Here is an 11,082-nt window from a genome sequence, read left to right as displayed (position 1 = left end):
CAAGACCTCGCTGCTCGACTACATCCGCCGCGCCAAGGTGGCGGCGGGCGAAGCCGGTGGCATCACGCAGCATATCGGCGCGTACCACGTCGAAACGCCGCGCGGCGTCATCACCTTCCTCGACACCCCGGGTCACGAGGCCTTCACGGCCATGCGTGCACGCGGTGCCAAGGCGACCGACATCGTGATTCTGGTCGTGGCTGCCGACGACGGCGTCATGCCTCAGACGAAGGAAGCCATTTCCCACGCGAAGGCCGCTGGCGTGCCGATCGTGGTGGCGATCACCAAGGTGGACAAGCCCGAAGCGAACCCGGACCGCGTCAAGCAGGAACTGGTTGCCGAGAGCGTGATTCCGGAAGAGTACGGCGGTGACTCGCCGTTCGTGGCGGTGTCGGCCAAGACTGGCCAGGGCATCGACGACCTGCTGGAAAACGTGCTGCTGCAGGCCGAAGTGCTGGAATTGAAGGCGCCGGTGGATGCTCCGGCCAAGGGCCTGGTGGTCGAAGCCCAGCTCGACAAGGGCAAGGGCCCGATCGCGACCGTGCTGGTGCAGAGCGGCACGCTCAAGCGGGGCGACGTCGTATTGGCGGGCACGGCCTATGGCCGCGTGCGTGCGATGCTTGACGAGAACGGCAAGCCGGCCAAGGAAGCCGGTCCGTCGATCCCGGTGGAGATCCAGGGCCTGTCGGAAGTGCCGGGTGCCGGCGAAGAAGTGCTGGTGCTGCCGGACGAACGCAAGGCACGCGAAATCGCACTGTTCCGCCAGGGCAAGTTCCGCGACGTGAAGCTGGCGCGCCAGCAGGCTGCCAAGCTGGAAAACATGCTGGAGCAGATGAGCGAAGGCGACGTGAAGACGCTTGCGCTGATCATCAAGGCCGACGTGCAGGGTTCGCAGGAAGCACTGGTGCATTCGCTGCAGAAGCTGTCGACCGACGAAGTGCGTGTGCAGGTCGTGCACGCCGGCGTGGGCGGCATCAGCGAATCCGACGTCAACCTGGCAACCGCGTCGAAGGCCGTCATCATCGGCTTCAACACGCGCGCCGATGCGGGTGCACGCAAGCTGGCCGAGCATCAGGGCATCGACATTCGCTACTACAACATCATCTATGACGCTGTGGATGAGGTGAAGGCGGCCATGTCGGGCATGCTCTCGCCGGAGAAGAAGGAAGAAACGACGGGCCTCGTCGAGGTGCGCCAAGTCTTCCATGTGCCGAAGGTCGGTGCGGTGGCCGGCTGTATGGTGCTCGATGGCATCGTCAAGCGCAGCTCGCTGGTGCGTGTGCTGCGCGACAACGTGGTCATCTTCTCGGGCGAGCTCGATTCGCTCAAGCGCTTCAAGGACGACGTGAAGGAAGTGAAGGCCGGTTTTGAATGCGGTCTGTCGATCAAGAACTTCAACGACGTCAAGGAAGGCGATCAGCTCGAGATCTACGAGATCACCGAGGTGGCGCGTACGCTGTAATGCAGTGGCCGGGCGCTATGGCGTCCGGCACGAATTTGCGACGGTGGCCGGGCGCGTCCCGCGCCACCGTTTTGTTTTTTGGGGCGGGCTGACCATGATGCCGGCACGCTCATGTGAGGAACCACACTATGCCGAAGAAATCCGGATCGGCCTCGGGCCGCAATGTGCGCATCGCAGACCAGATCCAGCGCGATCTGGCCGAACTGATCCAGCGCGAAATCAAGAACCCCGCGATGGGCCTGGTGACGCTGCAGTCGGTGACGCTCACGCCGGACTACGCGCACGCCAAGGTCTATTTCACGGTGCTGGGCGCCGAACCCGAGGCCGCCGCCGCCATCCTGAACGAGAAGGCCGGTTATCTGCACTCGCTGCTGTTCAAGCGTCTGCACATCCACACGGTGCCGACGCTGCATTTCCACTTTGACGGCTCGGTGGAGCGCGGGATCGAGATGTCGCGCCTGATCGACGAGGCCAACGCCACGCGAGCCAAAGACGACTGATGATGGCTGAGCAACCCGCGCCCAAGCCGGTGAAGCCGCCGCGCCGCGACGTGCATGGCGTGCTCCTGTTGGACAAGCCGATCGGCTGGTCGAGCAACGATGCGCTCGTGCGCGCCAAGCGTCTGCTGTGGGCCAAGAAGGCCGGGCATACCGGAACGCTGGACCCGCTCGCCACGGGCCTGCTACCGCTGTGCTTTGGCGAGGCGACGAAGTTTTCCCAGGATCTGCTCGAAGCCGACAAGACGTATGAAGCCATCGTGCGGCTCGGCATCAGGACAAGCACCGCTGACGCGGAAGGCGAGGTGCTGAGTGAGCGCCCGGTATCGGTCACGCCAGAGCAATTGCAGGCGGCCGTCGCCGGTTTTGTCGGTGAGATCGACCAGGTGCCGCCGATGCACTCTGCCTTGAAGAAAGACGGTAAGCCGCTGTACGAATACGCCCGTGCCGGCCAGACCGTGGACCGCGCCGCGCGCCGGGTGACGATTCATGCCATCGATGTGCTCGCAACGGACCTGGAGGCCGCAGAGCCGACGGTCACCTTGCGCGTGTCGTGCAGCAAGGGCACCTATATCCGCACACTCGGCGAAGACATTGGTGAGGCGCTGGGCTGCGGCGCGCACCTCGTTGCGTTGCGCCGTACGCGGGTAGGCGAGCTGACGCTGGACGGTGCGGTGAGGCTGGAAGCGCTGGACGCTGCCACGGAGGACGCCCGCATCGCCTTGTTGGCGCCGGTGGACGCGTTGCTGCAAACGCTGCCCCGCCTGGAACTCGATGCTGAGCAGAGCCGCCGTTTTCTGCATGGCCAGCGCCTGCCCTTGCACTTGACGTTGCCGAACGCCGATCACGTCCGCGTCTATGGCGTACGCGATGGCGCGGTTGCATCGCTGCTCGGTGTGGCGGTGTGGCGCGGCGGGGTGTTGCGCCCTGAACGCCTGGTGCACCTCTGAGCGAATCCGGACAAAAAACCACGCGTTGCTGCGTGGCTTTTTTGTTGACGCGATGGCCGCCTCAGTGTGCCCCGGCCGCAGCCTCTGCCCCGCCCGCCGACTTCGCCGGCTTCGTCAGCCAGATGAAGGCGATCAGCACGATGAACAGCACCGCCGAGATCCAGAAGATATCGTTGGCGCCGAGCATCGCGGCCTGTTGCGAGATCACCCGCTCGATCACGCCGTTGGCCTGCAGGTTCGGCATGCCCAGTTGCGTGTACTGGTTGATCGACGAAGCATAGGCAGGGTTGTACGGATTCGCATGTTCGACCAGCTGCGCGTGGTGCAGGGCAGACCGGTTGTCCCACACCGTGGTCGAGACCGACGCGCCGATACCGCCAAACATGATCCGCACGAAGTTCGACAGGCCCGATGCAGCCGGAATCCGCTCGGGTGGCAGGCCCGAGAGGATGATCGACGTGAGCGGGATGAAGAACATCGCCATGGCCGCGCCCTGGATGAGCGTCGGAATCATCAGCGTCCAGGTGTCGACCTGCGTCGTGAAGTGCGAGCGCATCCAGAACACGAGCGCGAAGGTCATGAACGCGGTGGTTGCCACCCAGCGGGCGTCCATCTTCGGCAGGTTCTTGCCGATCACGGGCGAGAGGATGATGGCGAAGATGCCCACCGGGGCCATGATCAGACCCGCGTCCGTCGCGGTGTAGCCGACGATGGTCTGCAGCCACAGCGGCAGGATCACCAAGTTGCCGAAGAACAGCCCGTACGCCACGGAGATCGCCACCACTCCGGCGCTGAAGTTGCGGCCCTTGAACAACGTCAGGTCCACCACCGGATGATCTTCGGTCAGCTCCCAGACGAGGAAGAACGCGAAGCCTACGACGGCGATGACCGTTAGCAGCACGATCTCCGTCGAGTTGAACCAGTCCAGCTCTTTGCCGCGATCAAGCATCAGTTGCAGCGAGCCCACCCACAGCACGAGCAGCGCGAGACCGATCTTGTCGATCGGCAGGGAACGCGTGGGCGATTCGCGGTCCTTGTAGATGACCCAGGTCGCATAGGCGGCCAGAATCCCCACGGGGATGTTGATGTAGAAGATCCACGGCCACGTCATGTTGTCGGAGATCCAGCCGCCGAAGATCGGCCCCATGATTGGCGCAACGAGTGTGGTCATGCCCCACAGCGCCAGCGCCATGGAGCTTTTCGCGGGCGGATACGTCGACAGCAGCAGCGATTGCGACAGCGGAATCATCGGGCCGGCCACTGCGCCCTGGATGATCCGGGCGGCAATCAGCATGCCCATGTTGGGCGCCAAACCGCACGCCCACGACGACAGTACGAACAGGATGATCGACGTGACGAACAGGCGCACCTGCCCGAAACGCTGCGTCAGCCACCCCGTGAGCGGCACCGAGATGGCGTTGGCCACCGCGAACGAGGTGATGACCCACGTGCCCTGGTTCGGAGCCACGCCGAGGTCGCCTGAGATGGCCGGGATCGACACGTTGGCGATGGACGAGTCCAGCACGTTCATGAATGTCGCCAGTGACAGCGCCACCGTACCGATCGCCAGTTTGGCGCCGGTCAGTGGCGGTAGCGGCTTGGGCGCGGCGGTTGCCATGCGTCAGACCTTGGGTGCGGGTTGCGAAGTGCGTGATGCGGCGGCCGGTGCGGTGCTTGCCGCGCCGCGGCCGGCGTTGGCGGCGATGATGCTGGCGATGACCTGGTCGGCTTCCTTGCCGGCTTGGTCGTACACCGTCGTTTGCAGCGGAGAGGCCGTCGCCGCGGTAGCCAGTGCCTGGCCGCCTTCGTCGTGGATATCGACCTTGGCTTCCATCGACAGGCCCACGCGCAGCGGATGCTCTTTCAGTTCCTTCGGATCGAGCGACACGCGCACCGGCAGGCGTTGCACCACCTTGATCCAGTTGCCCGTGGCGTTCTGTGCCGGCAGCAGTGAGAACGCCGAGCCCGTGCCGGCCGAGAAGCCGACCACCTTGCCGTGGTACGTCACGCTGCTGCCATACACGTCGGCCACGAGCTCCACCGGCTGGCCCACGCGCATGTGGCGCACCTGCACTTCCTTGAAGTTCGCGTCCACCCACAACTGGTCCAGCGGCACGATCGCCATCAGCGGCGTGCCCGGCGCGACGCGCTGGCCGACCTGCACCGAGCGCTTGGCCACATAGCCCGTCACCGAGGCGGGCAGGCTCGTCCGCGCATACGCGAGGTAGGCCTCGCGCACCTTGGCTGCGGCCTGCAGCACGTTCGGGTGACGCTCCAGCGTGGTCTGCTCGGTCAGCACGCGGTTGCCCTGCAGCTGCTCCTTGGCGGCTTCGAGCGCAGCCTGCGCAGCCTGCACGGCGGTTTGCGCGTGCGAGATCTCTTCTTGCGAGACCGCGCCCGTGCCGGCGATTTGCTTGCGGCGTGCCAGGTCATCCTTGGCCTTGGCGAGGTCGCTTTCGCGCATGGCGAGCGTGGCGGTGTAGGCGCTGGTGTTCGAATACAGCGTGCGCACCTGGCGCACGGTCTGCGCAAGCGCGGCTTCGGCCTGCTCCAGGGCGACGCGTGCGTCCGCGCGGTCCAGTTCGATCAGCGGCTGGCCGGCGGTCACGAGTTGCGTGTCGTCGGCGCGGATGGCCACCACGGTGCCCGCCACTTGCGGAGTCACTTGGACCACGTTGCCTTGCACGTACGCATCGTCGGTCGACTCGAACCAGCGGCCGTAGAGGCCCCAGTAGAGACCGTAGCCGACACCGGCCACCACCAGTGCGGCGGCCAGCGTGGTCAGCATGCGCTTGCGTTTTCCGTTGCCATTGCCGTTCGGGGCGGCCGCCGGCGTCGGCGCGGGGGCAGCGGACGGGGCGGCTTGGGGCTTGTTGTCACTCATGATGTTGGCTCGAAAGAATGCGTTGGAACGTTGGGTTCTGGAATCCGGGTCAGCTGTTCGACGTGGCCTGTGCACGCTTCGCGCCAGGCAGTTCTTCGGCGGTATAGCCGCCGCCCAGGGCCTTGATCAGGGCCATCTGTGCGTCCAGGCGGCGCGCCTGCAGGTCGGTCGCGAGCTTGCGCTGCTGCAGCACGGTCGTCTCCGCGTTGAGCACGGTCAGCTGCGTGCCGAGGCCTGCGCTGTAGCGCGTGCGTGCGAGGCTGTAGGCACGTTCTGCCTCACTGAGCGCCGTGCGCTGGATGGCGATCTGCGAGTCCAGGCTGTGCAGCGCCGTGATCTGGTCGGCCATGTCGTGCAGGGCTTCGGTCAGCGTCTGGTTGTAGCTCGCGACCGCCGCGTCATAGCTGGCGTACTTGCCGCGCAGGTTCGCGCGCAGCTTGCCGCCCTGGAAGATCGGCAGCTTCAGCGCCGGGCCGATGCCGAGTTGACGCGACGCGCCGAGCAGCAGGTTTTCGGGCGCGATGGATGCAAGTCCGAGGAACGCCGTCAGGCTGATGTCCGGCAGGAACTCCGCCTTGGCCACGTCGATGTCCTTGGACGCCGCCTCGACGCGCCAGCGCGCGGCCACGAGATCCGGGCGGCGGCCGATGAGGTCGATGGTCAGGTTGTCCGGCAGCCGCGGCGTGGGTTGCGCCAGCAGTGTCGGGCGCGTGATCGACTGGCCGCGGTCGGGGCCCTTGCCCAGGAGCGCGGCCAGCTGGTTGCGCGCCAGCGTGATCTGTTCGTCGACCTGCTCGAGTTCGGTCTGCGCCGCTGCAACGTTGGCGCGGGCCTGCGTCGTTTCGACCTGTGTATCGAGGCCCGCACGCAGGCGCTGGCCGGCCAGCGAGGTCAGGTCCTTACGCTGGGCGATGGTGCGTTCGGCCACGTCGCGCTGTGCATAGAGCGCAGCCAGCTTGGCGTAGGTGCGCGCAACGGTGGTGGACAGCATCAGCCGCGCAGCCTGGCTTTCGGCCTCCATCGCTTTGTCGTCGGACAGGGCGGCTTCCAGCGCGGAACGGTTCTTGCCCCAGAAGTCGAGGTCGTAGCTCACACCGAGCTGGATCTTCGATTCCGTGAACCAGCGGCCGGCCAGCGGCGTGCCTTCGAACATGTCGTACTCCGACAGGCGCTGGCGCGTGGATTCCGCCTCGAGGCCCACGCTCGGGTACAGGTTGCCGCGCACCACGTCGGCCATGGCGCGCGAGGCGCGCACGCGGGCGAAGGCCACTTGCAGGTTCGGGTTGTCCTTGATCGCCTCGTCCACCAACGCGCGCAGTTGCGGGTCATTGAACTGGTCCACCCAGTTCACCGACGGCCATTGGCCGCCCTGCGACGGAAGTGTCCGGGTGCTGGCCAGTTGCTCGGGGGAGGTCAGGGTCTGCGTGCTGTGCGAATTGCCGAGATTGGCGCAGCCGGCCAGCACGGCCACTGCGATGGCGGAAAGCGCCACAGCCATGCTGCACGCAGGTCGACGGCCTGGGAGCGGAGGTGCCTGGGTGGCGGAGGTCGAGGCGTTCATGTTGGTTGATAGTCAAGCGATCGGGAGAGACGAAAACGTGGGCATCCGGATTCCAGACGTCAGTGTTGGCTGGCGCGCGAGCGGCTGCCTTCGGCGCCGGCGCCGTTATCGAGGATGCGCTTGAGCAGCGTGCGCAGCGTGTCCACGTCGCCCTGCGTGAATCCGGCAAAGAACCGGTTCAACACATGCGTATAGATGGCCGGCATGCGGTCGGCCAGCTCACGCCCTGCCTCGGTCACTTCCAGGTGAACCACGCGGCGGTCGGACTCGCTGCGCACGCGCTCGATCAGGCCGCGCTTTTCCATGCGGCTGAGCATGCGGGTGAGCGAGCCGATGTCCGTGTTCAGTTCGCGGCCCAGATCGGTGGCCGTCTGGCAGCGCCCGTTGGCTAGCAGCACCAGGCAGCTGGCCTGCGAGTGCGTCACGTCCATCTGCGCGACTTCCTGTTCGATCGCCATGGAGAGTGCCGTCTTGGCACGCCCGACGAGGTAGCCCACGCTCTCGCACATGCGGTAGTCCTCCACGCGGAACAGGGCTCCGGCGGCAGGGGTTTCGGTGGTGCGGCTTGTCTGTTCGGACATCTTATGTATGTGCAATCATTGTCGGGACAAATATACGAATCGATGCAGCAAACAGCAAGGTACTGAATGTGCGATTTCAGTTTTGGAAATAATAAGTGAGCGAAACGTCTCTCTGGCAACATCGGCTCATAGATTCATCAGGGGGTGTCACGTCTTGCGCATAGCAGCATGCTAGAATGTCAGGTTATTCCGCGAGCGAATTTCCGGGCTCGCGCCACGTCTTTTCGAGTTCACATCCCATGCGCGCGCTTCGCAACATCGCCATCATTGCCCACGTTGACCACGGCAAAACCACGCTGGTCGACCAGCTCCTCCGCCAGTCCGGTACGTTCCGCGAGAACGAGCAGATCGCCGAGCGCGTGATGGACTCCAACGACATCGAAAAAGAGCGCGGCATCACGATCCTGGCCAAGAACTGCGCGGTCGAGTACAACGGCACGCACATCAACATCGTCGACACCCCGGGCCACGCGGACTTCGGTGGCGAGGTCGAGCGCGTGCTGTCGATGGTCGATGGCGTGCTGCTGCTGGTCGACGCCGTGGAGGGGCCGATGCCGCAGACGCGTTTCGTGACGCGCAAGGCCCTGGCCCTGGGCCTGAAGCCGATCGTCGTGATCAACAAGGTCGACCGCCCGGGCGCGCGTCCGGAGTGGGTCATCAACCAGACCTTCGACCTGTTCGACAAGCTCGGCGCGAACGACGACCAGCTCGACTTCCCGGTCGTGTACGCCTCGGGCCTGAACGGCTATGCCGGCCTGACCGAAGACGTGCGCAGCGGCGACATGAAGCCGCTGTTCGAGACCATCCTCGAGAAGGTGCCGCAGCGCGACGACGATCCGAACGGCCCGTTCCAGCTGCAGATCATCTCGCTCGATTATTCGAGCTATGTCGGCAAGATCGGCGTGGGCCGCATCACGCGCGGCCGTGTGCGCCCGCTGCAGGATGTGGTGGTCAAGTTCGGCCCGGAAGGTGCGCCGATCAAGGGCCGCATCAACCAGGTGCTGAAGTTCCGTGGCCTGGAGCGCGAGATCGTGCCTGAAGCCGAAGCCGGCGACATCGTGCTGATCAACGGCATTGAAGACATCGGGATCGGCTGCACGGTGTGCGCACCCGAAGCACCGGACGCGCTGCCGATGCTGAAGGTAGACGAGCCGACCCTCACGATGAATTTCTGCGTGAACACCTCGCCGCTGGCCGGCCGCGAAGGCAAGTTCGTGACGAGCCGCCAGTTGCGCGATCGTCTGGAGCGCGAACTCAAGTCCAACGTCGCGCTGCGCGTGAAGGAGACGGGCGACGACACGGTCTTCGAAGTGTCCGGCCGTGGCGAACTGCACCTGACCATCCTGCTGGAAAACATGCGTCGCGAGGGCTACGAGCTTGCCGTGTCGCGCCCGCGCGTGGTGTTCAAGGAAATCGACGGTGTGAAGTGCGAGCCGTTCGAGCTGCTGACCGTGGACGTTGAAGACGCGCACCAGGGCGGCGTGATGGAAGAGCTCGGCCGACGCAAGGGCGAAATGCTGAACATGGAATCCGACGGCAAGGGCCGCACGCGCCTGGAATACCGCATTCCGGCACGCGGCCTGATCGGGTTCCAGGGCGAATTCCTGACGCTTACGCGCGGCACCGGCCTGATGAGCCACATCTTTGACGAGTACGCACCGGTCCGCGAAGGCGGCGTCGGCGAGCGCCACAACGGTGTGCTGATCTCGCAGGACGACGGTGCTGCGGTGGCGTACGCACTGTGGAAGCTGCAGGACCGCGGCCGCATGTTCGTGTCGCCCGGCGACGCGTTGTACGAAGGCATGATCATCGGTATCCACAGCCGCGACAACGACCTCGTCGTCAACCCGATCAAGGGCAAGCAGCTGACCAACGTGCGCGCCTCCGGCACTGACGAAGCCGTGCGCCTGGTGCCACCGATCCAGATGTCACTGGAATACGCGGTCGAATTCATCGCCGACGACGAGCTGGTCGAGATCACGCCGAAGAGCATCCGCCTGCGCAAGCGCCACCTGAAGGAGCATGAGCGCAAGCGTGCTGCGCGCGAAGAAGCGGCCTGATCGTCAGTCGATCTGGCAAGAAAAACGCCCCGGAACCCGGGGCGTTTTTTATTGCGCTAGGAATGCGAATCGGCGGTCGGCAATATCGCCGTGGGCTGGCTGCGCGGGCTGCGCCACTCGGGCGGCTTCCACAGGTAGCGGATGTCCCGATCGCGGAACACATCGGCCCACATGTCGCGCCACTCGTGAAAGGTCAGGGTGATCGGGTTGTGCGTATGGACCTGTCGGGTAATGCCGAAGGCGGGCGGCTCTTCCTCTGGGACGAAGCTGCCGAACATGCGGTCCCAGATCGTCAGCACGCCGGCGTAGTTGCGGTCGATGTACTGCGGGTTCTTGGCGTGGTGCACGCGATGCACCGACGGCGTATTGACGTACTGCCCCAGTCGGCGCCAGAAGCCGGCGTAGCGCGAATCAAGGGCGCCCAGCCGTGTATGCACGAAGAACTGGAACGCCAGGTTCAGCCCCACGGCGAGGATCACCCAATCGGGCGTGAAGCCGATCCATGCGAGCGGAATCCAGAACAGCCACATGCCTGAAATCGGATACGTCAGGCTCTGGCGGAATGCCGTCGAGAAGTTCATCCCTTCCGACGAGTGGTGCGTCACGTGCGAGGCCCACATCCATCGCACGCGGTGGCTCGCGCGGTGGAAGAAGTAGTACAGGAAATCCTGCAGCAGCAGAAGCAGCACGAACGACCACCACGTCTCGGGCACGGCGCGCAGGCCATGGCTGTAGGTCCACACATACACCGTCTTGATCATCAGCCACAGGAAAAACGCGTCAGACGCCTGGTGCATGAGCGCGAGGCTGGCGTTTGAAATGGTGTCCTTGAGGCTGTAGACGGAGGGATCGCGCTTGCGCCAATACCACGCCTCCGCGCCGATGGTCAGCAGAAAGGCGGGGGCAAACGCCAGCAGGATCAGGCCGGGGTCGAAACCGGACGCGCCGGGGGCGCCATTGGCAGGGTTCATGGGATTGTTGTGATGTGTGTTGTCTCCAACCGGCAGGTATACGCCCAACAGATTCGTCGGAAAAGAGGGGCCGTTAGAGCGTTCCCTCGCAATCGGGCATGCTCGTGTACAGTGCG

General features: G+C 64.9%; 9 protein-coding genes. 4 read left to right on the top strand and 5 right to left on the bottom strand.

Annotation, left to right across the window (positions count from 1 at the left end; all coding sequences use genetic code 11):
* The 3 genes from infB to truB all read left to right on the top strand — a co-directional run.
* Positions 1–1,462, top strand: a 1,462-nt coding sequence (gene infB, locus A6M56_RS19810) for a translation initiation factor IF-2 (protein ID WP_286758351.1), incomplete at its 5' end; no start/stop codon positions are given.
* Positions 1,463–1,590: 128 nt separating this feature from the next.
* A complete protein-coding gene (rbfA, locus tag A6M56_RS19805; protein WP_045786654.1) occupies positions 1,591–1,962 on the top strand; it encodes a 30S ribosome-binding factor RbfA in 372 nt (123 codons plus the stop codon).
* Between the two features lie 2 nt (positions 1,963–1,964).
* Positions 1,965–2,909, top strand: coding sequence for a tRNA pseudouridine(55) synthase TruB (truB, locus tag A6M56_RS19800; RefSeq protein WP_102080246.1), 945 nt, complete (start codon positions 1,965–1,967; stop codon positions 2,907–2,909).
* A gap of 61 nt (positions 2,910–2,970) precedes the next feature.
* Here truB and A6M56_RS19795 read toward each other — a convergent pair whose 3' ends face one another.
* From A6M56_RS19795 to A6M56_RS19780, 4 genes are read right to left on the bottom strand one after another with little or no spacing between them, the layout of a single operon-like run.
* Complete coding sequence (locus A6M56_RS19795) at positions 2,971–4,527, bottom strand: DHA2 family efflux MFS transporter permease subunit (RefSeq protein WP_102079692.1); 1,557 nt, start codon at positions 4,525–4,527, stop codon at positions 2,971–2,973.
* 3 nt (positions 4,528–4,530) lie between these two features.
* Entirely contained in the window at positions 4,531–5,793 is a 1,263-nt protein-coding gene (locus tag A6M56_RS19790; RefSeq protein WP_045786656.1) for an HlyD family secretion protein, read from the bottom strand.
* A gap of 49 nt (positions 5,794–5,842) precedes the next feature.
* The gene (locus tag A6M56_RS19785) at positions 5,843–7,354 is read right to left on the bottom strand and encodes an AdeC/AdeK/OprM family multidrug efflux complex outer membrane factor (RefSeq protein WP_102079693.1); all 1,512 of its coding nucleotides are present in this window, start codon (positions 7,352–7,354) and stop codon (positions 5,843–5,845) included.
* A gap of 59 nt (positions 7,355–7,413) precedes the next feature.
* Positions 7,414–7,863 (bottom strand): MarR family winged helix-turn-helix transcriptional regulator, encoded by a 450-nt coding sequence (locus A6M56_RS19780; RefSeq protein ID WP_045787842.1) that lies wholly within the window; start codon positions 7,861–7,863, stop codon positions 7,414–7,416.
* Between the two features lie 311 nt (positions 7,864–8,174).
* On the opposite strand from A6M56_RS19780, the gene typA reads away from it, so the two are divergent.
* On the top strand, positions 8,175–9,995 hold the full coding sequence (gene typA / locus A6M56_RS19775) for a translational GTPase TypA (RefSeq protein WP_045786658.1): 1,821 nt from the start codon (positions 8,175–8,177) through the stop codon (positions 9,993–9,995).
* Positions 9,996–10,051: 56 nt separating this feature from the next.
* Here typA and A6M56_RS19770 read toward each other — a convergent pair whose 3' ends face one another.
* Positions 10,052–10,966, bottom strand: a complete 915-nt coding sequence (locus A6M56_RS19770) for a sterol desaturase family protein (RefSeq protein WP_045786659.1) — start codon at positions 10,964–10,966, stop codon at positions 10,052–10,054.
* Between the last annotated feature and the right edge of the window lie 116 nt (positions 10,967–11,082).

Source organism: Ralstonia sp. RL, assembly GCF_001683835.1.
GTDB classification, from domain to species: domain Bacteria; phylum Pseudomonadota; class Gammaproteobacteria; order Burkholderiales; family Burkholderiaceae; genus Ralstonia; species Ralstonia mannitolilytica.
The sequence above is the reverse complement of the archived record's forward strand: the minus strand, read 5'-3'. Positions and strand labels throughout refer to the sequence as shown.

What these genes read in the sequence shown, in the direction of transcription:
- rbfA (WP_045786654.1), top strand. Translation starts at nt 1,591, where the DNA reads ATGCCGAAGAAATCCGGATCGGCCTCGGGCCGCAATGTGCGCATCGCA.
- truB (WP_102080246.1), top strand. Translation starts at nt 1,965, where the DNA reads ATGGCTGAGCAACCCGCGCCCAAGCCGGTGAAGCCGCCGCGCCGCGAC.
- A6M56_RS19795 (WP_102079692.1), bottom strand. Translation starts at nt 4,527, where the DNA reads ATGGCAACCGCCGCGCCCAAGCCGCTACCGCCACTGACCGGCGCCAAA.
- A6M56_RS19790 (WP_045786656.1), bottom strand. Translation starts at nt 5,793, where the DNA reads ATGAGTGACAACAAGCCCCAAGCCGCCCCGTCCGCTGCCCCCGCGCCG.
- A6M56_RS19785 (WP_102079693.1), bottom strand. Translation starts at nt 7,354, where the DNA reads ATGAACGCCTCGACCTCCGCCACCCAGGCACCTCCGCTCCCAGGCCGT.
- A6M56_RS19780 (WP_045787842.1), bottom strand. Translation starts at nt 7,863, where the DNA reads ATGTGCGAGAGCGTGGGCTACCTCGTCGGGCGTGCCAAGACGGCACTC.
- typA (WP_045786658.1), top strand. Translation starts at nt 8,175, where the DNA reads ATGCGCGCGCTTCGCAACATCGCCATCATTGCCCACGTTGACCACGGC.
- A6M56_RS19770 (WP_045786659.1), bottom strand. Translation starts at nt 10,966, where the DNA reads ATGAACCCTGCCAATGGCGCCCCCGGCGCGTCCGGTTTCGACCCCGGC.